Source organism: Cryobacterium shii, assembly GCF_004402595.1.
Classification (GTDB): Bacteria; Actinomycetota; Actinomycetes; order Actinomycetales; family Microbacteriaceae; genus Cryobacterium; species Cryobacterium shii.
The window spans coordinates 1-21,830 of the sequence record NZ_SOFY01000029.1; the positions used below are offsets into that span (position 1 = coordinate 1).

Here is a 21,830-nt window from a genome sequence, read left to right on the forward strand (position 1 = left end):
ACCGCCAGCGACCCCGACCCCGGCCCCGCCACCGCCACCGCCAGCGACCCCGACCCCGGCCCCGCCACCGACCCCGACCCCGACCCCGACCCCGGCTGCGCAGCAGGGCCCGACACGACCGACCGGTCCGGATCGGCAACCGGGTCACCCGACTCGTCCAGCACCAGGTAGCTGAGCCCGTCGAACGTGCACCGCAGGCTCGAACGACGGATGCTCCGCCGCAGTTCCGCGGCCTCCTCTCCCGTCGACAGCCCAGACATCGCGGCGATGGCGTCGGCCAGCTCCTCGGTCGAGAGCAGGTCCACCTGCTCGCCCGTGACGGCCAGGACCCGAACCCGTTCCGTCAGCGGGGGCAGGCCCAGCTCCGCCGCGGCGAGGCGCGCGGCGTCGATGTAGCCGTGCAGGAGCAGGGTCGCGGCGGTGGCGCCCAGGATCGCGTTGGCCCGGCGCAGCTCCCAGTTCTGCTGCGCCGTGATCGAGAGCAGCATGCAGCCGGTCAGCATGAGCTGCCGGTCCGCCGGGCGCAGTGCCCGCCCGGCACCCACGGCCAGGAACCCCGCGGTGCGCTGGCCGGCCACGATGGAGTACTCGACGACATCCGTTCCCAGCAGCGGGAAGGTCGCGGCGGCGTGCGTGCCCGCCAGGTTCAGCCGCGCCGTCTCCTCGCGCAGCTTCGGCAGCACGCGGCTCTCGGTCGCCGGCCAGAGCGACTCCGGCGTGCCGTCGGCCGGCAGGTACGCGGCCCAGCCGCCCAGCGCCTCCGCGAGCACCTTCACCACGGATGCCGCAGCTCCTGGCCGCGTGGCGGCGCGCGCGAGCGAGGTCTGCAGCCCCAGATTCGCGGCGTAGTCGGCCTGTTCGGTGCGGCCGACGAGGTCCCAGTAGGCCCGGGAAACCTGGAGGAAGGGGGTGCCGTCCGGAACGATCAGCAGCGCCAGGCCCGCCTCCCGGCACGCGTCGGCGAGGTGCGGCGGCACATGGTCGGTGCCCGCACCGAGGCCCAGGCCGAGGGCAGCCACGCCGTGGTCGACGAGCCGCCGCACGTACCCGCGCACGTGCTCGTCGGTTCCCGCCACCGGGATTCCGGTGGTCAGCAGCAGTTCCCCGCCGCCGAGGTACGGCGTCGGGTCGTCCAGCTCGGAGACGTGCACCCCGGTGAGGTCACGGCGGGCCGGCCGTCCGCCGCCGACCGGTTGGAGGTCGCTGCCGAGCCGTTCCTGCAGCTGCACCAGGCTGATCGTCACCATGCGGATCCTTTTCGACTCTGAAACGGCCAATATCTTTGGATATTCTAGCCACCGCGCTGTTTTTTCATAGACGTTTCATACGATGTCAAGCGGATGGCCCTCGCCTACATTTATCCGATGGACACAGCGACCGTTCCCCAGACCCGACTGCTCCGCACCGCGATCCCCGGCCCCCGGTCCAGCGCGCTGCATGCCGAACGGGTGAAGCAGGTCTCCAGCGGGTTCGGGATCGCGCTGCCGGTGTTCATCGACCGGGCCGAGGGCGGCATCCTGCAGGACGTCGACGGCAACCGCATCATCGACTTCGCCTCGGGTATCGCGGTCACCAGCGTCGGAGCTGCCAACCCACTCGTGCAGGCCCGCGTCACCGAGCAGCTGGCACGGTTCAGCCACACCTGTTTCATGGTCACCGAGTACGACTCCTTCACCGCGGTCTGCGCCTGGCTGAACGCCCACACGCCTGGCGACTTCGAGAAGCGCACGGCGCTGTTCTCCACCGGTTCCGAGGCCGTGGAGAACGCCATCAAGATCGCCCGCGCCGCCACCGGCCGCGCCAAGGTGCTCGTCTTCGACGACGCGTACCACGGCCGGTCCCTGCTGACGATGGCCATGACGGCCAAGGAGAAGCCCTACAAGATCACCTTCGGGCCCTTCCCCACCGAGATCGTGCGGGCTCCGATGGCCGCTCCGCTGCGCTGGCCGAGCGGCGCGGCGAACGCCACCGCCGAGGCCCTCGCCGGGGTCGAGGCGGTCCTGGCCGAGCAGGGCCCCGAGACGTTCGCCGCCATGGTGATCGAGCCCATCCAGGGCGAGGGCGGGTTCATCGTTCCGGCCCCCGGCTTCCTGGCCGGGCTGCGCGACATCGCGGCCCGCCACGGGATCGTCTTCGTGCTCGACGAGGTGCAGGCCGGCATGGGCCGCACCGGCACCATGTTCGCCAGCGAACACGAGGGCGTCGCCGCGGACCTCCTCGTCACGGGCAAGGCGCTGGCCGGGGGCCTGCCGCTGACCGCCGTGACCGGCCGGGTCGAACTGATGAACGCCGTGCACACCGGCGGACTGGGCGGCACCTACGCCGGCAACCCGCTGGCCTGCGCGGCCGCGCTCGGCGTCTTCGAGGCATTCGAGAACGGCGACCTGCTCGCCGGTGCGCTGCGCATCGAGAGCACGGCCCGCCGCATCCTGGAACCGCTGGTGGCGGAGGAGTCCCCGATCGTCGACTTCCGCGGTCGCGGCGCCATGCTCGCGATCGAATTCGCCGACCGAGAGACCCTCGAACCGCGGCCCGAGCTCGCCGCCGCGGTCGCCTCGCTCTGCCACCAGCAGGGGGTGCTCGTGCTCGTCTGCGGAACGTACGGAAACGTCATCCGTCTGCTTCCCCCGCTCGTCATCGGGCAGGACCTGCTCGAAGACGGCCTCGCCGTGCTGCGGGCAGCCGTCGAATCCGTCTACGCCGAAGCATCCGTCGGCGCCGCGGCGGTGCACGCGTGAGCGAAACCCTCGCGACGACCGTCACGCCGGCCGGAGACCCGGCCGCAGACCCGGCCGCAGACCCGAGCTACGACCCGCGCACGGGCGCGCAGCACGGCAGCGTGCCGCACACGACCCCGGAGCACGTCGCCGCGATCCTGCGGCGCGCGCAGAGCGCGGCTTCCGTGATCGCCGGCACCAGCCCGGCGACCCGGCAGGGCTGGCTGACTGCGATCGCGGACTCCCTCCGCACCCACGAGGACGAACTCGTGCGGCTCGCGGGCGAGGAGACCGGCCTCGGCGCGGACCGCCTGCACGGCGAACTCGCCAAATGCGCCACCAGCACCGTGTTCTACGGCGCCGTCGCGGCCGAGGGCAGCTATCTGGGCGCCGGCACCGAGGGCATCGGCGGCGACTCCACCCTGTCCCGCTGGAACATCCCCCTCGGCCCGGTCGCGGTGTTCGGGGCGAGCAACTTCCCGTTCGGTTTCGGCGTGATCGGCCACGACGTGGCGTCTGCGCTCGGCGCCGGCTGCCCCGTGATCGTCAAGGCGCACCCGGCCCACCCGCGCCTCAGCGTGCGGCTGGCGGAGCTGGTCTCCGACGCGCTCGAGCGGGCCGGCGCCCCCGTGGGCAGCTACGCCCTCGTCGTCGGCTTCGACGCGGGACTCCAGCTCGTCGACGCCGCCGAGATCACCGCGATCGCCTTCACCGGCAGCCAGGGCGGCGGAATGGCGCTCGTGCAGCGCGCCGCCGCGCGGGGCGTGCCGGTCTTCGCCGAGATGGGCACCGTGAACCCGGTCTTCGTCACGACGGATGCCGCGGCCGACAGCGCGCAGATCGCGGCCGGCTTCGTGGGCTCCTTCACCCTCGGGGCGGGCCAGTTCTGCACCAAGCCCGGGTTGCTCTTCGCCCCCGCGGGCGCCGGGATCTTCGACGCCGTGCGCGCCGAGCTCCGGCAGGCCCCCAGTGCGCCCCTGCTGACCGCCGGGATCGCGCGCGGCTACCGGGCCGGCCTGACCGGACTCGCCGAAGCCGCCGCCGCGGCGGGAAACGCCGGCGCCGACAGCGCCGAGGCCGACAGCGCCGAGGCCGACAGCGCCGAGCCCGACAGCGCCGACGGCTACGCGGTCGACCCCCAGGCCTTCCTGGTGCGGCTGGAGGACCTCCACCCCGGCTCACGCCTGTTGGAGGAATGCTTCGGGCCGGTCGCCCTCGTCTGCGAGTACGAGGATGCCGCGGCCGCGCTCGACGCCCTCACGCGGCTGCAGCCGAGCCTGGTCGCATCCGTCTTCACCGGCGGCCCGGACGACCCGGAGTCGGCGGGGGTCGTCGGCCGGCTGCTCGGGCAGGTCGGCCGGGTCGCGCTGAACGCGTGGCCGACCGGAGTGGCCACCAGCTGGTCCATGCAGCACGGCGGGCCATGGCCGGCCACGTCCCGGTCGGAGGCGACGAGCGTCGGCGCGGGCGCGCTGGACCGCTTCGTGCGACCGGTCGCGGTGCAGAATGCCGACCCCGCGCACCTTCCGGCGGGCCTCCACCCCGACAACCCGTGGCGCATTCCGCGGCGCATCGACGGCAAGCTGACACTGCCGGCAAGCTGACACTGTCGGCAAGCTGACACTGCCCACAAGCTGACGCTGCCGGCCGGCCGACGCGAACCACACCCTGGCACCGCCCATACCCTGAACTGCAGCTCAACCTGACGAAAGCGAAACCATGACCGACCTCTCAACCCGCATCGACTCGGCCGTTTCAGACGAGCCCGACGTGACAGACGCTCCGGCCGGCATCGTCGCCGCGCCCCAGATCGACACCTCCGACCTGATCGACATCGAGTCGCTGCTCACCGCCGACGAGGTGGCCCTGCGCGATTCCGTGCGGGCATTCGTGGACTCCACCATCAGGCCGAACATCGCCGGCTGGTACGAGAACGGGGTCTTCCCCCTCGAGATCGTGCCCCAGATGGCGAAGCTCGGCCTGCTCGGCATGCACCTGAAGGGCTACGGATGCCCGGGCCGGAGCAGCGTCGAATACGGCCTGGCCGCCCTCGAGCTGGAGGCCGGGGACTCGGGCCTGCGCACCTTCGTGAGCGTGCAGGGATCCCTCGCCATGAGCGCCATCCACAAACACGGCTCCGAGGAGCAGAAAAACGAGTGGCTGCCGAAGATGGCGGCCGGCGAGGCGATCGGCTGCTTCGGACTGACCGAGCCGAACTCGGGCTCCGACCCCAGCAGCATGACCACCTTCGCCCGCCGCGACGGTGACGACTGGGTGATCTCAGGCACGAAGCGGTGGATCGGGCTGGCCGCCGTCGCCCAGGTCGCCGTGATCTGGGCGATGACCGACGACGGGGTGCGCGGCTTCGTCGTGCCCACCGACACCGCCGGATTCACGGCCACGGTGATCGGCCCGAAGCTCTCCATGCGGGCCTCCATCCAGTGCGAGATCGACCTGGACAACGTGCGCCTGCCCGCCTCGGCGATGCTGCCGAAGGCCAAGGGACTGAGCGGCCCGTTCTCCTGCCTGAACGAGGCGCGCTACGGCATCATCTGGGGCGTCATGGGCGCGGCACGCGACAGCTACCTCACCGCCCTGGCCTACGCCGGCGAACGGATGCAGTTCGACAAGCCTTTGTCCGGCTACCAGCTGACCCAGCAGAAGCTCGTCGACATGGCGCTGGAGATCAACAAGGGCACGCTGCTCGCCCTGCACCTGGGCCGTCTCAAAGACGCCGGAACGCTGAAACCGCACCAGATCTCGATCGGCAAGCTCAACAACACCCGCGAGGCGATCAAGATCTGCCGCGAGGCCCGCACCGTGCTCGGCGGCAACGGCATCACCCTGGACTACTCGCCGCTGCGGCACGCGAACAACCTGGAGAGCGTGCGCACCTACGAGGGCACCGATGAGGTTCACACCCTGATCATCGGAAACCACATCACCGGAATCCCCGCGTTCCGCTGACACCAGCGCCCGTTCGGGTGCCGAGAGAATGAGATCTGTTTTTCGAAGATACGTTCGCATGCCTCGCGCGTCCGTCCCGGAGTTGACGCTCGTCGGCGCCGGGCGCGGGCGGTCGACGAATCCTGGCCGGGGCGTCGCTGGATCGGATCTTCTGATGCGGGTCGACAGGCTGAGCGGTTCAGCGCGGTCGCTGGGCCGCCGACGCGCCAATCGACCCCTGACGTCGTCGCTGCGCCACCAAAAGCGCCGTCAAAGCCGGTTTTTGTGACTCGAATGAACGGCCATCCTCCGAACCACGCTATGTCTTCTCGGTGTTGCCCATCATTACTGCTGCGCGGGCTGCACTCCGGTTGAGCATGCCGATGTCTCCTGATGGAGGCTGGTGGAGTTGTCCCCAGCGAGTTGCGACACGCGGTGCGAAGCGTCGATTCAAGGCAGAGACAGATTGATGCTAGGTTCAGGGAAGAATTCCAATTCAATGGAGAAAAGGGAATATACATGCGAATGAAACCGTATCTCAAGCGCAGTTTGACTGTGGTCGTTGTCGGCGGGCTCTCCGCTGTGCTGGTCGCCGGCTGTAGCAGCGGCACGCCGGAGGCGTCGGCGCCTGAGCGTGATCTCGGTACGCCGGTCGCGGGCGAAATCGGTGACGGCGTGCTCAAGGGCGTGACGCTGACCTACGCGGCGTCGGGAGGAATCTTCCAGGACGGTCAGACCAAGGCAGCCTGGGAGCCGTTCGCCGAAAAGTCGGGCGCGACTTTTCTCCAGGATGCCTTCGACTCCGGCAAGCTCAAGGCGATGGTCGACTCCGGCAACGTCTCCTGGGACGTTGTGAACACCACCCAGTTCGACACCGCTCGGGGCTGCGGCACGCTCTACGAGGAGTATGACTACTCTCAGATCGACATGTCGAAGATCCCGGAGGGAACCGTCACGGACAAGTGCATGGTTCCGAATATTCTCTACGGACTCGTGGTCGCCTACAACACGGACGCCTTCGGCGACAACCCCCCGACCAGCGCCGCTGACTTCTTCGACACGAAGAAGTTCCCGGGCAAGCGCACGGTGAGCCAGTCGACCTACGTCGACCCGCAGACGGCGGAGTTCGCACTCGTGGCGCAGGGCAAGGATCCCAGCACCATCACCACGGATGACATCGATGGCGCCTTCGACATGTACCGGTCGCTCGGCAGCGACGTGATCGGCTGGACGACTGGAGCGCAGGCCCAGCAGCAGCTCGAATCGGGTGAAGCCGTAATGGGCCTGGTCTGGTCAGGTCGCGGCTACGGTGCTGCGGCGGCCGGCGCCCCGATCGCCCCCATGTGGGACGACTGGATGATCATGGTTGACTCAACCGGTATCCCGAAGGGTATCAAGGACAAGCAGGCCGCGTTCGCCGCAGTCAACTACTACATCGGCGCAGAACAGCAGGCGAAGATGACTGAACTGACGTCGTACGGTCCGGTCAACACCGATGCAAAGCCGAAGGTCGATAAGAAGCTGGGCACCTGGCTGACAACGGAACACATGGCCACGGGTCACGCTCCCAACGTCGACTTCTGGGTCAAGAACTATGATGTGCTGGCGACAGCCTGGGCCGGTTGGGCCACGGGTAGCTGACCCTATGTCCCAGATTTCGGCTCCTTCCCGGCCGAGGGTGACCTCGGCCGGGAAGGTCGGCTCGGAGGCGAACCAGCGGGCACCCAGAAACTGGAAGCCGTTCCTTCTCCTCGTCCCGGCGTTTCTCATCGTCTCCCTCTTCTTCCTCGCACCACTTGTCGACGTCTTCATCCGGAGCATCACCGACCCTCGGCTGGGCCTGCAGAACTATGTCTGGCTCTTCACCACCGAGACGAATATCACGGTGACCGTGCGCACCTTCGGCACCGCGCTTCTGGTTACCGTGGTGTGCGTGCTCCTCGCGTACCCGTATGCGTACCTGATGACGATCGTGGGCGATCGCACCCGGAATCTGCTCCAACTGTTCGTGATGCTTCCACTCTGGACCAGCATTCTCGTCCGCACGCTTGCCTGGATGGTGCTGCTGCAGGACACCGGACCGATTAACGGATTCCTCGAGACCGCGTTCGGCATCGGACCACTGCCGCTGATCAGAAGTACTTTCGGTGTCGCTTTGGCGATGAGTCAGGTGTTGCTTCCCTTCATGGTGCTGCCGCTGTACTCGGCGATGTCCAAAATCGACAAGCGTCTGTTGCCTGCGGCGTCGAATCTCGGTGCGAGGCCGATCACCGCATTCTTCACTGTCTACCTGCCCTTGTCCCGCCCAGGAATCTTCGCCGGTTCGATCACGGTGTTCATCCTCGGGCTGGGCTTCTACATCATTCCGTCGTTGCTCGGGTCGTCGAAGGAGATCATGATATCGGCCCTGATGTACCAGCAGATCAGCGTCTTCCTCATGTGGGGTCAGGGCACCGCGCTGGGGATCTTCCTGCTCGCAGCCACCGTCCTCATTCTCGTTGTGGTCGGCCGGCTGTCGAAGGGTGCAAGCATGTTCCCGGGGGTCGAGAAATGATGCTGCGGAGGGTGCTCGGCGCTATCGCGATTCTGATCATCGCCTGGCTGGTTCTGCCCACGTTGGTCATTATTCCGATGTCGTTCAACTCGGCCAGTTCATTCAACTTCCCGCCCAAGGGATTCTCCCTTCGGTGGTACGAGAACTTTTTCACAGACGCCTCATGGCTCCGGGCCCTCGGCGCCTCACTGCAAGTGGCGATCGTCACCATGATCGTTGCCACCACAGTGGGGGTAATGGCATCGATCGGCCTCTCGAAGGTTCGGTTCCGGGGTAAGGCGTTATTGGAGAACTTCTTCCTCACCCCACTCATCGTTCCTGGCATCGTGATTGCCGTTGGGCTCTACTCGCTCTTTCTCCGATTCAATCTCCTGGGGACACTGCCGGGCTTCGTTCTCGCTCACACCGTGGTCGCATTGCCACTCGTGATCATCAACGTGATGGCTTCACTGCAGGGCGTCGATCCACGACTCGAAGAGGCGTCGGCGAGCCTCGGAGCGGGACGGCTGCAAACCTTCTTCAGCATCACGTTGCCGCTGATCATGCCGGGAGTCACGGCCGGGGCCCTGTTCGCCTTTGTCACCTCCTTCGATGAGATCATTCTGTCTCTGTTCATCCAGAGTCCTCAGCTGCAGACGCTGCCGGTGAAGATCTACTACAGCGTCACCCAAACCAATGACCCCACCGTGGCTGCGGTAGCCGTGATAGCCATGTTCACATCCGTGATCATCATGCTTTCCGCGCAATTCGCCAGTCGTAAGAGAAAGTCGGTTTCCGCATGACCTCGAATGAAATTGCCGGGACCGCACCCTCACCCGACCAGATCCTCCGTGAGCTCAATCTCGACACTCAAGCGATCAGCACCATCAACCACGCCGGCATCAGCCTGCGCAACGTGACGAAGCGCTACGGCGAGAAGGCCGTTGTCGATGACATCGACCTCATCGTCGAACCGGGAGAGTTCATGACTTTCCTGGGGCCGTCCGGATCGGGCAAGACGACCACGCTGAACATGATCGCCGGTTTCGCGAGCGTGACTGAGGGGCTCCTGCACATCTACGGCAAGCCCGTGGCGAAGGTGCCCGCCCACAAGCGAGACATTGGGATGGTTTTCCAGAACTACGCGCTCTTCCCGCACATGACCGTTGCGGAGAACATCGCGTACCCCCTCAAGCGACGCAAGATCCCCAAGGACCGTCAGCGAACCATGGTCAAGGACGTGCTGGACATGGTCCGGATGGGGGACTACGGCAATCGTTCTCCCGCAGAGCTTTCGGGCGGGCAACAGCAACGGGTCGCACTTGCGCGTGCTCTGGTCTACAGTCCCCGAGTGCTTCTCATGGACGAACCCCTCGGCGCACTCGACAAGAAGTTGCGTGAATGGCTCCAGGCAGAGATCAAGAGAATTCACCGCGAAGTGGGCTCGACGTTCGTGTACGTGACACACGATCAAGAGGAAGCGCTGTCAATGTCTGACCGGATCGCGGTCTTCAATAACGGAAAGATCGAACAGGTCGGCAGCTCGGTCGAATTGTACGAACGCCCGAACACCCTCTTCGTCGGTCGATTCCTCGGAGAATCGACGGTCCTCATCGGGAAGCGGGCGGGATCCGTTGATGGAGGCACAACCGTCGACGTCGCCGGACATCAGATATCCGTGCCTGGCGACAGAGTCGGTGACGACCTGGCTGTGCTGATCCGTCCTGAGAACATCGTGCTGTATCAGGAGGGGTACCGTCCGGACTCAGCCTCATTCCAATCGGTTGATGTTCGGGTCCTGGGAGTGACCTATCTGGGATCGGGATGGCGATACGAAGTCCTTCTGCCGGACGGCAGCAGCGGTACCGTTCGGGTATCGCACTCGAGCGAGTCCTTCGCTGAGGGGAGCAAAGCCACGATGGTGTGGCACGTCGAATCCGGGGTACTCCTGCAGGACTCGGGAGAACTCGGGGAATCGACTACCTGACGGCCGCGATCAGGCATCCGGTGTGGGTGGCTGCCGCTTGTCCTTTACAGGGCGAGGGATGCAGCCACCCGCCGAGCTTCCCGGAAGCCGCTTTCGATGGCACCGTCGATGAAGCCGCCCCAGAGATCCGCAGTGTCGCAGCCGGCAAAGTGAACGATGCCGCTCGGAGTCTGGAGATCGCGAAGGTGACGGGTCAACTGATTGGGGCGGTGCACCATCCAGGTGTTCTGCGAAAGCGGGTCCTTCATCCAATCATGTGAGGCGACCTCGAGCACTTCGAGATCGTCGCGCCAGACTGCGAGTGCTGCCTGAACCTGGGCGATGCTGGTGACGTCGATCATGGTGTGGTCAGGGCCGAACGCGATGAGGACGGATTCGTCTTCGGAGATGAACTCGCTCTTCAATACCGATATCGGGTGTCGCTGGGAGGCGTATGCGAAGAATGGTGTGACGGCGCCCCGAACTCGAATCCACAGTTTGATGCCCTGGGACCCCACACGTTCACGGTTCGACGCCGACCAGGCTTCGGGGAGTTCGGGGGACATCCGGATGCTGTGCACGGCGTTTATGGGGAGTGTCATGATGATCCGCCGCGCGCGGACCTGGGTGCCGTCTTCACAGGTCACAATCCCAAAGTCGGCTTGGTGATCGATCGAGCGAACGGTCGTTCCCAACCGGATCTCACCGCGGACATCCTCGGCAATCGCCTGGGTGAAAGCAGACATGCCGCCGACCACGCTGTACGTCGCCGAGGCCTCGTGCATCAGCGGCCAGTGTCCACCGCTGGCGCTTACCCAACGGAGCGCGGCGGAGAGCCCGACCTCGTTGAGAGGGGCGTTCATATGCCCCACCCAGACTGACTCATTCGCCGACCGAGCCTCGTCGTCGAGGGCGATCGAGTCGAAGCGATCCTGCAGTGACAGGGAATCAAGAGAGGCGATCTCACCACTGGTGGGGTCGACCGCACGGGGGATCGCGGAGAGCGAATCTGACACCAGCCGGGCCTGACCATCGGCGATCAGGGCCATGAAATTTTCCAGCGTCCCACTGCGGCGGGCATCGCCCGCGCCCAACCAATACGCCTCCTCGGGACGAATGCTGCGGGTGACGTGTCGACCATAGCGAGTCACTTCCGACCAGGTATGGGGTTGGACCCAGTGCACCCATGTGCCGCCGAGTTCCAGGTCGTGTCCAAGCCTGTGGTCTGTCCAGGTGCGGCCACCGACCCGGTCGCGTGCCTCCAGCACCAGCACGGTGAGGCCGGCGTTCCCAAGTTCTCGCGCGGCAATCAGGCCGGAGAAGCCGGCCCCGACCACAACGACGTCGACAGTCTCCACGTGGTGAATTCCCTTTCGATCTCGGGGCGTAATTAGGAAAGCAGCCGCAGGGCAGCGGCCGCACGTACGCCCGATTCCACTGCGCCGTTGAGCGATTGCGCTATCCCGGTATGTTCGCCCGCGATGGCCACGCGTCCGGAAGGCAACTTGAAGGCGCCGATGTCATCGGCTGTCCAGTCGAGAGACGCGGCAGAATATGAGCCCTGAGCCCATTCATCGCTCGTCCAGTCGGTGAGGAGGGGGTCACCGTCGAGAACCAGTTCTGGACGCATTTCCTGGAGAGCGGCGAGCCAGGTTCGGGGACCTGCCACGGTCTCGAGCGCCTGGAGCGTCGCTTCGCCTCCAGCGAAGCAGGAAAGAGCGGGAACGCGATTCTCCCCGTCGGCCGACATCGATCGCCATGACCACCACGCCTGGTCACCGTGCTGCAGTGCTGAATCGCCATCGACCCTTGTCAGCGGAACCCCGAGCTTGGCTGCGGTCCCCATGAAGCGGTGATCGAGTGCAATCCGCTGTGCCGGGTTCAGATCGAATCCCAACGCGAGCGAACGGAGGAGCGGGAAAGGAACGGTGATGACTGCTGCGTCAGCGTCGATCGAACCGCCATCAGCCAGGGTCACCTGGACACCCGTCCTGCTCTGGTCGACCCCGATAACGGGAGACTCCAGCCGCACAGCGGGAGCAAGCCGGCGAGCGAGTTCAAGTGCCAGGGACTGATTGCCGTTGAGAAATCGTCCCCCATCCTCGACGTACCCGTTGGCTGACGAAGACTCATGGAGAATCGCAGCTTCGGCACTGATCCTGGCGGGATCTGCCGCAAGGGAAGTCCTGATCCGACAATAAAGGGGGTTAGCGCGAAAGTTTCCTCCCAGCGTCGCACTGTAGACGTCATCAACAGAAACGCGGTCGAGCCCGTCGCCGAGCATGGTCGTCAGCGTTGACGACAGCCTCGCGGACGTCTCATTGAGTTCCGCGAAGGAGACGTGGGAGGTGCCGACTGTCCGGCGCCCGTAACGCACGTTGTGGGTGAGGACCGGGACACCCACTTCGGCTGAGAGCCTCCGAATTTCGAACTCGGTCGGGAAGACGTATTCACCCCCACGCTCCGTCAATTGCCCGTTGCTCAGTTTCTGGGACCAGGTGCGCCCGCCGACCCGATTGCGAGCCTCGAGAATGGTTGTCTCGTGGCCGAGCTTGTGAAGTTCCCAGGCGGCGGTAAGGCCGGCCAGACCGGCGCCGATGATTATTACTTTCATGATGAGGTCCCCAATGACCGCGACGGTGCCGAGTGCGCTCGAGATCTTCTCCGCCGATGGGCCTGAGGTATTTCGAACCTTTCCCAAAATACTATCGAATGGGGCGCGGACCGCGGATTTTGGTGTGGGAATCGCCGCATGCGTCTGCTGGCGGGGCTGTCCGTCCGGAAAGATGATGGCCACAGCAGCACAGGCAGGCCTTTCGGTGACTCTCGGCGTCATCCGTGCCCGCTAGCCTGAAGTAGTCACCGCACCAAGCATCGCACCAGCCACCGCACCACTGGAGGACACCAATGCTGTTGACCGCCGACCTGTACGACGAACGCGGAGAAGAACTGCAGTCCGTCTCGCTCCAGTTCCAGGACCTCGGCGGCCGCGCCCGGTTCACCGGACCGATTCGCACCGTGACCTGCTTCCAGGACAATGCCCTGGTCAAATCGGTGCTGTCCACGCCCGGGGACGGCGCCGTGCTCGTGGTCGACGGCGGCGGCTCGCTCGAGACCGCGCTGATGGGCGACATGATCGCCGACCTCGCGGTGCAGAACGGCTGGGCCGGCGTCGTGATCAACGGCGCGATCCGCGACCGGGTCGCCATCGGCACCATGCAACTCGGGGTCAAGGCCCTCGGCAGCAACCCCCGCAAGAGCTCGAAGGCCGGCGTGGGCGTCACGGATGCCGTGGTCGAGTTCGGCGGCGTGACTTTCACCCCCGGGCGCACGGTCTTCTGCGACGAAGACGGGATCCTCGTCGAGCGGTAGCACGCTTCGAGCGCTAGGGCTTCGAGCGCTAGGGCTTCGAGCGCTGGGGCATCGAGTGGTCGCACGTGTTGGACCGGACGCGCGGCGCCACCCGAGGAAACTCACTCAGGTGGAGCCGCTGGTGCGGGGTCCAACATCATTGTTGTACTCGGGGAACAGCGCTGGTCACCCGGCTTCTCACGTTACGCGGATCGAGGGGGCTTTGTCATCACCGAATCGGCGTGAATCAGCCCGAATCGGCCGCGCAAGCTAACGATTGATACCGAGCTAACGATTGACACCGAGCCACCCGTAGCGGCGCTGCGGCCGCCCGGCCTGGCCGTAGCGCAGGGTGACGCCGGCCTGCCCGGTGTGCACGAAATGCTCGAGGTATTTGCGGGCGACGACCCGGGACAGGCCCAGCGTCTCCGCACACTCGGATGCCGCGACATCCGTCTCGCTGTCGACCAGCGTGTACTCGACCAGGCTCGCGGTCTCCTTGCTGAGTCCCTTCGGCAGCGGCGGGATCACGGCCACCGACCCCGTGGCGCCGAGGGCCTGGTCGAGGTCGCTCTGGCTGATCTGGCCGGGCCGGGTGAGCAGGCGGCGACGCTCGGCGTAGCCGTGCAGCCGCGACTGCAGCTCGGTGATCTTGAACGGCTTCAGCAGGTAGCTCACGATCCCGCCCTGCAGGGCGGCGCCGATGGTCTCGGCCTCGCGCGCTGCGCTCAGCACGAGGAAGTCGACGTCGTGGTCGGCCTCGCGGGCGCGGCGGATGACGTCCAGCCCGGTCATATCGGGCAGGTAGATGTCCAGCAGCACGAGGCAGGGCCGCAGCTCGGTGATCAGCTGCAACGCTTCGGCGCCGGAGTGGGCCACGCCCACCACCCGGAAGCCGGGCTGCTGCAGCACGACGCGCTCGTGCGCCCGGGCCACCATGAAGTCGTCGTCGACGACCAGCACGTCACACATGGTTCGCCTCCCGCGCGGCCGCGGGTCGGCCCGGCTCCACCGACAGTACCGGAAGCGCCGACGAAACCGGCAGCACGGCCGTGAACACGGTGCCGTCCTCGTGCCGGTACGTCACCTCGCCGCCGCGCCGGGTGACCACCAGCCGAACGATCGCCAGACCGAAGCCGTGCTCGGCCCCGCTGGACTCGGCCCCGGTTCCGGCCCCGGCCCCGATCTCAGCAACGGAACGGGCCGGCGCCGGCCGCTTCGACGTCACGCCCGCCTCGAACACGCGCTCGAGCAGCCCCGACTCGACGCCGGGTCCCGTGTCGCGCACCGTGACCCGAACGGCGGCCGCCAGCATCCGGATGTCCACCTCCACCTTGCGCGTCCCGGCTCCGGTGACCGCGTCGAGCGCGTTGTCCACCAGGTTGCCGATCACCGTCACCAGGTCGGTCGAGAGCCGCGGGTCCACCCGCGGCAGCGCGGACGCGGCCGACAGGGTCAGCTCGGCGCCGCGCTCCCGGGCCAGCGAGGTCTTCGCGATCACCAGGGCGGCGACGGCGGGCTCCGCCAGGCGGGTGAGCACGTCCCGGTCCAGGTCCGACCGGTCGCGGGTGACCGCGTCGATATAGTCGACGGCCGCGTCGGTGTCCCCGAGCTGCATCAGCATCGAGATCGTGTGCAGCCGGTTCGCGAACTCGTGGGTCTGCGCGCGCAGGGTGTCGGTGGCCTGCTGGCTGCTGCCCAGGTCGCGCTGCAGGGTGACCAGTTCGGTGCGGTCGCGCAGGGTTGTCACCACCTCGGGTTTCGCCCGCGGCGGGTGGATCGTGGTCTGATTGAGCACGAGCAGCATGCCCCCGTTGACGAGGGGCGTGTCCCGGTCGTTCTCGCCGTGCGTGCGCAGGGCGCGGGCGGCCGCGTCGTCGAGCCCGACCTCGTGGATCGACCGGCCCGGGGCGTCGTCGGGTAGTCCCAGCAGCATCCGGGCGCTGTCGTTGGCGAGGGTGATGATGCCGTCCGCGTCCACGGCCACGACGCCTTCACGGATGCCGTGCAGCATGGCCTCCCGGTGCTCCACCAGGCGGGCGATCTGTTCCGGTTCCAGGCCGAGGGTCTGCCGTTTGACCCGGGCCGCCATCCACCACGACCCGGCCGCGCCGAGCACCCCGGCCACGCTGAGGTAGGTGAGCAGGTTCGGGGCGGCGGCGGCGAGCAGCCCCGCCAGGGTCGGCAGCTGGCGCCCGGCCACGAGGTGGCCCACCAGCTCGCCGGCGTCGTCGAGCACGGGAACCCGGGCGACGACGTGGTCGATGGTGCCGAGCGGGGCCAGGCCGGCCCACGCGCCGTCCGACCCGGTCGGGGCAGTGCCCAGCACGAGCACGGTACGCAGCAGCCTCGGGTCGGCGGGCGACGCGAGAACGCGGCCGGCGGCATCCGTCACGATCAGTTCGTCGACGCCGGTCGTGGTGCGCAGGGTCTCCACGGGGGCGGTGAGCCGGGCGGGCGGCGAGGCGGCCGGAGCGTCCGCGTCGGGGGAGGCGTCGGCAGGGGCGACGGAAGAGGCGTCGGCAGACACGTCAGGGGCCGCATCGGCGAGGATGCTGCGCAGCAGCGGGTTCGCGGCCGAGTATTCGGCCACGGCCAGCATGCGCCGCTGCTGACCCGATTCGAAGGTCTGGCGGGTCTGCTCGAGCGAGATGGCGGTGACGGCCACGAGCACGATCGCCAGCAGGCTGAGCTGGAACAGCAGCAGCCGGCGGGTGAGGGTCAGCCGGGACCGGGTCGACTGCGGCGTGCGCGGTGATGGTGACTGCACGTGCCCTCCACTCGGTCGTCGTCGGCCCTAGAGAATCGTCGCGCACAATGGGGGAGAAGGGAAACCCGCACACAAGCTACACAACGTTCGCTAACACCATAAGTTGTGGCGGCCCGGGGGTGCCTGCGCACCATGGGACCCGTCGGCAATGAGGCCGGCCAACAAACCAGAGGAACGCAATGAGAAAACCAGCAATGTCGCGGCGTCTCATCGGCAGCACCATGATGGCTTCAACCCTGGTGCTCGCGCTCAGCGCCTGCGGCGTCACGGGCGGGGCTTCCACAGCCGCGACCGACAGCGAGCCGCTCCAGAACCTGCAGGTCATGGTGCCCAACGCGCCGGGCTCGGGCTACGACGTGACCGGCCGCGCCGCGGTGCGGGTCATGGACGAGGTCGGCATCAGCACCGGCACCGAGGTCACCAACCTGGCCGGCGCCGGCGGCACGATCGGCCTCGCCCGCACGCTCACCGAGAAGGGAAACGCGAACTTCCTGCTCGTGATGGGCCTCGGCGTCGTCGGCGCCGCGTACACGAATGAGGGCGATGCGAAGGTCGCGGATGCCGAGCCGATCGCCCGCCTGATCGAAGAAGCCGGGGCCATCTTCGTGCCCGCGAACTCCCCGTACACGACACTCGACGACCTGGTCACCGCGTGGAAGGCCAACCCGGCGAACTTCGCGGTCGGCGGCGGCTCCTCGCCCGGCGGCCCGGACCACCTGCTGCCGATGCAGCTCGCGGATGCCGTCGGCATCGAGGCCAGCACGGTGAACTACGTCGCCTACGACGGCGGCGGCGAGATGCTGCCGGCCATCCTGGGCGGCAAGCTCCAGTTCGCGGCCTCCGGCTACGGCGAATACCTCGAGCAGGTCAAGTCGGGCGAGCTGCGCGTGCTGGCCGTCACCAGCGCGAAGCGCGTCCCGGTGATCGACGCGCCCACGCTCACGGAAGAGGGCGTCGACCTGGTCTTCACCAACTGGCGCGGGCTGCTCGCGGCCCCCGGCCTGACCAAAGCCGAGAAGGCCCGCCTGATCGGCGCCGTCACCGCGATGCACGACAGCGACGAGTGGGCCCAGGTCCTCGAGGACAACGGCTGGACGGATGCGTTCCTCACCGGCACGAAATTCTCCACCTTCCTGACCGAGCAGGACGAACGGGTCGCGAGCACGCTCACGAGCCTGGGATTGGTGTGACCGGCGTCACCACCCCGAGCACCCTGATGCGCGGTCGCTCCGAGCTGGGCGTCGCCGCCCTGCTCGGGGCGCTCGCCGCGGTCGTAGCGGTCGATGCGGCGAACATCCGTCACACCGCCGTCAGCACCGGGGTGATGGGCCCGCAGGTGGTGCCCTTCCTGATCGCGGCGGGCCTGGCCCTCTGCGCGATCGCGCTCACGGTCAACGTGCTGCGCGGCGGCCACGGGCACCCCGAGGAGGGCGAGGACATCGACCTCACCACCGGTGCGCACTGGCCGACGCTGCTCGGGCTGGGCGCGCTCATCCTGGCTGCCGCGTTCACGATGGAACCCCTCGGGTTCGTCATCACCAGCGCCATCCTCTTCTACGGTTCGACGCTTCTGCTCGGCTCCCGGCACTACGTCTGGGGGCTGCTGATCGGCATCGCGCTCGCCGTGGCCACGTTCTACGGCTTCGTACTGGGCCTCGGCATTCCCCTGCCGGCCGGCCTGCTGACGGGAATTCTCTGATGGAAAATCTCTCCCTGTTGATGGAGGGCTTCGCGAACGCGCTGACCCTGCAGAACCTGCTCTTCGCCCTGATCGGCGTGCTGCTCGGCACCGCCGTCGGCGTGCTTCCGGGCATCGGGCCGGCCATGACGGTGGCGCTGCTGTTGCCCCTGACCTACGCGCTGGACGTGACCGGGTCGCTGATCATGTTCGCCGGCATCTACTACGGCGGCATGTACGGCGGGTCGACCACCTCGATCCTGCTCAACACGCCGGGGGAGTCCTCCTCGGTGGTCACGGCCCTCGAAGGCAACAAGATGGCCAAGGCCGGCCGGGGCGCCCAGGCGCTCGCGACGGCCGCGATCGGCTCGTTCGTGGCCGGCACCATCGCCACCGCTGCCCTCGTGTTCGTGGCCCCGTTCATCGTGTCGATCGCGATCAGTCTCGGCGCCCCGTCGTACTTCGCGATGATGGTGTTCGCGTTCATCGCGGTGAGCACCGTGCTCGGCACCTCGCGCATCCGTGGCCTGTCGTCGCTGATGATCGGGCTCGCCATCGGCCTGGTCGGCATGGACGCCACCACCGGGCAGCCCCGGTTGACCTTCGGGCAGCCGCTCCTGGCCGGCGGGATCGACGTGGTCGTGATCGCGGTCGCGCTCTTCGCGATCGGCGAGGCGCTCTGGATCGCCGCCCACCTGCGGCACGGCAAGCCGGTCACCATCCCGGTGGGCGTGCCGTGGATGGGCAAGGAGGACTGGAGGCGCAGCTGGAAGCCCTGGCTGCGCGGCACCGCGATCGGGTTCCCATTCGGGGCCATTCCGGCCGGCGGGGCCGAGATTCCCACCTTCCTCTCGTACGTCGTCGAGAAGAAGCTGTCGAAGCATCCGGAGGAGTTCGGCAAGGGCGCGATCGAGGGCGTGGCCGGTCCGGAGGCCGCGAACAACGCGTCGGCGGCCGGCACGCTCGTGCCGCTGCTGACCCTGGGCCTGCCGACGACGGCGACGGCTGCGGTGATGATCGCCGCGTTCAACCAGTACGGGATCCACCCCGGGCCGCTCCTGTTCAAGACCGAACCGGTGCTGGTCTGGACCCTGATCGCGAGCCTGTTCGTCGGCAACACCCTGCTTCTGCTGCTGAACCTGCCGCTCGCTCCGTTCTGGGCGAAGCTGCTGCGCATCCCGCGGCCCTACCTCTATGCCGGGATCCTGTTCTTCGCGACCCTCGGAGCGTATGCCGCGGGGCTGCAGGCGCTCAACATCGTGATCCTGCTGCTGATCGGGTCGCTCGGCTACGTCGCCCGGCGGTACGGCTTCCCGGTACTGCCGATCATCGTCGGCGCCATCCTTGGACCGCAGATGGAACGTCAGCTGCGGCGGGCGCTGCAGATCAGCAACGGCGACCCGGGGGCTCTCGTCAGCGAGCCCGTGGCCGTGGTCATGTACACGGTGATCGTGCTGTTCCTGGTGCTTCCGCCGCTGGTGCGGTGGGCGCGGCGTCGCGCCGGGATCGTCCCGAGCGGTGCTGCCGGGCCGGGTGCCGGTGGGTTGGGTGTCGGTGCTGCGTCCACGGATGCCTCGTCCACGGATGCCTCGTCCACGGATGCTGCGTCGACGGATGCTGCGTCGACGGATGCCTCGTACACGGATGCTGCGTCGACGGATGCCTCGTCCACGGATGCTGCGTCGACGGATGCCTCGTCCACGGATGCTGCGCCCGAGGACGCCGACCAGTCGGACACCTTCGTGCGCTGACGCAGCCGTAGCCGGCAACATCCGCCGAGTTCGTCACTTCCGGTCGAGTTCGCCAAGTGTGCCTGGCGACCTCGACCGGAACAGGCGAACTCGGCGACGGATGCTGCGACATCCGTCTCTCGGATGCCACCGTCAGGCACCCGCGGGGCGCCCTGGCCCTCGCCCTCGCGGTCTCGCGGAACAGTCGCGCGGTGCTCAACATCCGCCGAGTTCGTCACTTCCGGTCGAGTTCGCCAAGTGTGCCTGGCGACCTCGACCGGAACAGGCGAACTCGGCGACGGATGCTCGACCGGAACAGGCGAACTCGGCGACGGATGCTCGACCGGAACAGGCGAACTCGGCGACGGATGCTCGACCGGAACAGGCGAACTCGGCGTACGGATGCCCGGTCCGGCGACGCGGGACCGGCGGACGGAGACCCGGCCGGCGCCCGGGCTCAGCGCAGGGCGGACCGCCCGGCGTGCACGACCTGGCTGCGCTCGGTCAGTTCGACGACGCGTGCCGTGCCGTTCTCGAGGGTGACCTCGACCTCGAAGGCGTGGTCGAGGGCGGTGCTCTGCCGGAAGTCGGTCACGGTTCCGCTGCCGACCTCGGCCAGGGCGGCCTGCTCGGAGCTCGTGCGGTCGACGCTGGCGAGTTCGGCCCGGGTAAGCGCCCGGGGAGCGAGAGCGGATGCGCCCTCGCCCGTCCAGCCGGGAGTGCTCATCCAGACGACGACGAATGTGGCGTCGAGTTCGACGGTGACCTCCACCCCGTTGGGGAGCCGGGTCTCCACTTCGTATGGCGTGGCGGCGGCCGGGCGGCGCTGGGCATCCGTCACGGTGCCGGGCCCGATCACGGTGAGGGCGGCGCGGCTCGCGCGTTCGAGTTCGTTGTCGGTCAGGCGCGTGTCATCGCTGCCGACGGCCGTCGCGATTCCGGCCGCACCGGCGCCCACGGCGACCATGACGGCCACGGCGACCGCGATCCAGGTCTTGTTTCCGACACGGGGTACCCAGGAAAAAGTCACACCCCCCAGTCTGGGGGATACCGCACGGTCCCGATGACACGACGGCCGGAGCGATGGCGCCGCCCCCAGCTGCGGAGTCGGGGCGGGGCGGCTACGGCTTGCGCACATGGCCCGGAATGGCCCCGAGAATCGCCACGGATGCCCACCGTCGCCGCCGCATCGGCGAGTCTCGGAGCAAAGGGCGAGCCTCGGCAGGAGACTGCCGTGAGACGGCCCCCCCTCGGGGGCTGCTGTGCGCCGGGGCCCAGTCGCTAGATTCGAGTCAGCACTGGGGGGAGAGCGATGATGATGGAGAGTGCCTCCCTGCGCCCGCCGTTCGCGGCACCCTCCCTTCACGATCAGCTTCTGGGCCGGCGGGAAAGCACGGCGCCGCGCACATCACCGCGCACATCACCGCGTTCGCCGCTCGGTCGAATCTTCGGCCGGTCGTCGCGTGGCGCCGACGGTGCGTCATGGTACTTCGGAGCCGAGGGAGCAAACGTGGTGCGTTCACTGCTGGCGACGCTGCCGCCGGAATGGACCGTGTTCCACTCCGTGGTCAGCGCGGCAAAATCCAACGCCGACCACCTCGTGATCGGCCCCGGCGGCATCTTCACGATCAGCACGAAGCACCACGGCGGCACGCAAGTCCGGGTCGGCAAGCACGATATGTCCGTCGACGGCGAGAAGGTGCACTACCTGCGGGCTGCCGAGTTCGCGGCCGAGCGGGTCACGGAACTGGTGCAGGCACGGATGCCGTTGCTCGCCCCCGTTCAGCCCGTGATCGCCTTCGTCAACCCCGAGCAGCTCGTGATCATGGAGAAACCCGAGCAGGTCAAGGTCATCGACGCGGGCGACCTGCGCCGCTGGCTGGTCAACCTGCACCCCGTGCTGACGGCCGGTGAGGTGCAGGAGGTGGCCGACCTGCTCGACAGTCCCGGCAGCTGGCGCGCTCTGCCCGAGAACGAGAACGAGAACGAGAACGAGAACGAGCCCGAACACGCCGCGGCCCCGGGACGGATGCGCGTGGCCGGCATCCGTCGCCTGCACTGGATCCTGCGCGCCGCGCTGGCCGTCCTCGGGGCAGGCATCGCCGTGCTGCCTCTGCTGGGGGGAACCGGCGGCTGAAA

At 67.6% G+C, this 21,830-nt stretch carries 18 protein-coding genes; 12 read left to right on the forward strand and 6 right to left on the reverse strand.

The window, feature by feature from the left end:
- Window positions 1-1,247 (reverse strand): PucR family transcriptional regulator ligand-binding domain-containing protein (locus E3O49_RS06325; protein WP_134451165.1); only part of this gene is annotated, 1,247 nt, incomplete at its 3' end.
- A gap of 117 nt (window positions 1,248-1,364) precedes the next feature.
- Here E3O49_RS06325 and E3O49_RS06330 point away from each other — a divergent pair.
- The 7 genes from E3O49_RS06330 (at window position 1,365) to E3O49_RS06360 (ending at window position 10,183) form a co-directional block, all read left to right on the forward strand.
- Window positions 1,365-2,738, forward strand: a complete 1,374-nt coding sequence (locus E3O49_RS06330) for an aminotransferase class III-fold pyridoxal phosphate-dependent enzyme (protein ID WP_134402921.1) — start codon at window positions 1,365-1,367, stop codon at window positions 2,736-2,738.
- A complete protein-coding gene (locus E3O49_RS06335) occupies window positions 2,735-4,321 on the forward strand; it encodes an aldehyde dehydrogenase family protein (RefSeq protein WP_134451166.1) in 1,587 nt (528 codons plus the stop codon). Before E3O49_RS06330 ends, E3O49_RS06335 begins: the two co-directional genes overlap by 4 nt.
- 115 nt (window positions 4,322-4,436) lie before the next feature.
- Window positions 4,437-5,684: an acyl-CoA dehydrogenase family protein gene (locus tag E3O49_RS06340; RefSeq protein WP_134367235.1), complete on the forward strand. Its 1,248-nt coding sequence runs from the start codon at window positions 4,437-4,439 to the stop codon at window positions 5,682-5,684.
- Between the two features lie 504 nt (window positions 5,685-6,188).
- A complete protein-coding gene (locus E3O49_RS06345; protein WP_166787209.1) occupies window positions 6,189-7,304 on the forward strand; it encodes an extracellular solute-binding protein in 1,116 nt (371 codons plus the stop codon).
- Between the two features lie 4 nt (window positions 7,305-7,308).
- Window positions 7,309-8,217: an ABC transporter permease gene (locus E3O49_RS06350; protein WP_134367238.1), complete on the forward strand. Its 909-nt coding sequence runs from the start codon at window positions 7,309-7,311 to the stop codon at window positions 8,215-8,217.
- Complete coding sequence (locus tag E3O49_RS06355; RefSeq protein WP_134367240.1) at window positions 8,214-8,999, forward strand: ABC transporter permease; 786 nt, start codon at window positions 8,214-8,216, stop codon at window positions 8,997-8,999. Before E3O49_RS06350 ends, E3O49_RS06355 begins: the two co-directional genes overlap by 4 nt.
- On the forward strand, window positions 8,996-10,183 hold the full coding sequence (locus E3O49_RS06360; protein WP_134367242.1) for an ABC transporter ATP-binding protein: 1,188 nt from the start codon (window positions 8,996-8,998) through the stop codon (window positions 10,181-10,183). The genes E3O49_RS06355 and E3O49_RS06360 overlap by 4 nt, the downstream gene beginning before the upstream one ends.
- A gap of 44 nt (window positions 10,184-10,227) precedes the next feature.
- Here the strand turns inward: E3O49_RS06360 and E3O49_RS06365 are convergent, their stop codons facing one another.
- The gene (locus E3O49_RS06365; protein ID WP_134367244.1) at window positions 10,228-11,520 is read right to left on the reverse strand and encodes a flavin monoamine oxidase family protein; all 1,293 of its coding nucleotides are present in this window, start codon (window positions 11,518-11,520) and stop codon (window positions 10,228-10,230) included.
- Between the two features lie 32 nt (window positions 11,521-11,552).
- Window positions 11,553-12,959 (reverse strand): flavin monoamine oxidase family protein, encoded by a 1,407-nt coding sequence (locus E3O49_RS06370; RefSeq protein WP_241978694.1) that lies wholly within the window; start codon window positions 12,957-12,959, stop codon window positions 11,553-11,555.
- Window positions 12,960-13,069: 110 nt separating this feature from the next.
- Between E3O49_RS06370 and rraA the strand changes: the two genes are divergently transcribed.
- The gene (gene rraA / locus E3O49_RS06375; RefSeq protein WP_134367246.1) at window positions 13,070-13,534 is read left to right on the forward strand and encodes a ribonuclease E activity regulator RraA; all 465 of its coding nucleotides are present in this window, start codon (window positions 13,070-13,072) and stop codon (window positions 13,532-13,534) included.
- Window positions 13,535-13,801: 267 nt separating this feature from the next.
- Here rraA and E3O49_RS06380 read toward each other — a convergent pair whose 3' ends face one another.
- Entirely contained in the window at window positions 13,802-14,485 is a 684-nt protein-coding gene (locus tag E3O49_RS06380; protein ID WP_134367248.1) for a response regulator, read from the reverse strand.
- Window positions 14,478-16,283 (reverse strand): sensor histidine kinase, encoded by a 1,806-nt coding sequence (locus tag E3O49_RS06385; protein ID WP_134367250.1) that lies wholly within the window; start codon window positions 16,281-16,283, stop codon window positions 14,478-14,480. Before E3O49_RS06385 ends, E3O49_RS06380 begins: the two co-directional genes overlap by 8 nt.
- 194 nt (window positions 16,284-16,477) lie before the next feature.
- Here E3O49_RS06385 and E3O49_RS06390 point away from each other — a divergent pair, with 194 nt between their 5' ends.
- Genes E3O49_RS06390 through E3O49_RS06400 form a run of 3 tightly spaced genes read left to right on the forward strand, consistent with a single transcriptional unit; the run spans window position 16,478 to window position 19,712 of the window.
- Window positions 16,478-17,473 (forward strand): Bug family tripartite tricarboxylate transporter substrate binding protein, encoded by a 996-nt coding sequence (locus E3O49_RS06390; RefSeq protein ID WP_241975968.1) that lies wholly within the window; start codon window positions 16,478-16,480, stop codon window positions 17,471-17,473.
- Window positions 17,470-17,982: a tripartite tricarboxylate transporter TctB family protein gene (locus E3O49_RS06395; protein WP_241975970.1), complete on the forward strand. Its 513-nt coding sequence runs from the start codon at window positions 17,470-17,472 to the stop codon at window positions 17,980-17,982. The genes E3O49_RS06390 and E3O49_RS06395 overlap by 4 nt, the downstream gene beginning before the upstream one ends.
- On the forward strand, window positions 17,982-19,712 hold the full coding sequence (locus tag E3O49_RS06400) for a tripartite tricarboxylate transporter permease (RefSeq protein ID WP_179954738.1): 1,731 nt from the start codon (window positions 17,982-17,984) through the stop codon (window positions 19,710-19,712). Before E3O49_RS06395 ends, E3O49_RS06400 begins: the two co-directional genes overlap by 1 nt.
- 436 nt (window positions 19,713-20,148) lie before the next feature.
- Here E3O49_RS06400 and E3O49_RS06405 read toward each other — a convergent pair whose 3' ends face one another.
- Window positions 20,149-20,721: a PepSY domain-containing protein gene (locus tag E3O49_RS06405; protein ID WP_134451168.1), complete on the reverse strand. Its 573-nt coding sequence runs from the start codon at window positions 20,719-20,721 to the stop codon at window positions 20,149-20,151.
- 288 nt (window positions 20,722-21,009) lie between these two features.
- Between E3O49_RS06405 and E3O49_RS06410 the strand changes: the two genes are divergently transcribed.
- Window positions 21,010-21,828, forward strand: coding sequence for a nuclease-related domain-containing protein (locus E3O49_RS06410; RefSeq protein ID WP_256359913.1), 819 nt, complete (start codon window positions 21,010-21,012; stop codon window positions 21,826-21,828).
- Window positions 21,829-21,830: the final 2 nt, after the last annotated feature.

Bases quoted from the DNA above. Each gene is read 5' to 3' on its own strand.
- E3O49_RS06355 (WP_134367240.1), top strand. From the start codon at position 8,214: ATGATGCTGCGGAGGGTGCTCGGCGCTATCGCGATTCTGATCATCGCC.
- E3O49_RS06345 (WP_166787209.1), top strand. From the start codon at position 6,189: ATGAAACCGTATCTCAAGCGCAGTTTGACTGTGGTCGTTGTCGGCGGG.
- E3O49_RS06330 (WP_134402921.1), top strand. From the start codon at position 1,365: ATGGACACAGCGACCGTTCCCCAGACCCGACTGCTCCGCACCGCGATC.
- E3O49_RS06380 (WP_134367248.1), bottom strand. From the start codon at position 14,485: ATGTGTGACGTGCTGGTCGTCGACGACGACTTCATGGTGGCCCGGGCG.
- E3O49_RS06410 (WP_256359913.1), top strand. From the start codon at position 21,010: ATGGAGAGTGCCTCCCTGCGCCCGCCGTTCGCGGCACCCTCCCTTCAC.
- E3O49_RS06400 (WP_179954738.1), top strand. From the start codon at position 17,982: ATGGAAAATCTCTCCCTGTTGATGGAGGGCTTCGCGAACGCGCTGACC.
- E3O49_RS06350 (WP_134367238.1), top strand. From the start codon at position 7,309: ATGTCCCAGATTTCGGCTCCTTCCCGGCCGAGGGTGACCTCGGCCGGG.
- rraA (WP_134367246.1), top strand. From the start codon at position 13,070: ATGCTGTTGACCGCCGACCTGTACGACGAACGCGGAGAAGAACTGCAG.
- E3O49_RS06360 (WP_134367242.1), top strand. From the start codon at position 8,996: ATGACCTCGAATGAAATTGCCGGGACCGCACCCTCACCCGACCAGATC.
- E3O49_RS06340 (WP_134367235.1), top strand. From the start codon at position 4,437: ATGACCGACCTCTCAACCCGCATCGACTCGGCCGTTTCAGACGAGCCC.
- E3O49_RS06390 (WP_241975968.1), top strand. From the start codon at position 16,478: ATGTCGCGGCGTCTCATCGGCAGCACCATGATGGCTTCAACCCTGGTG.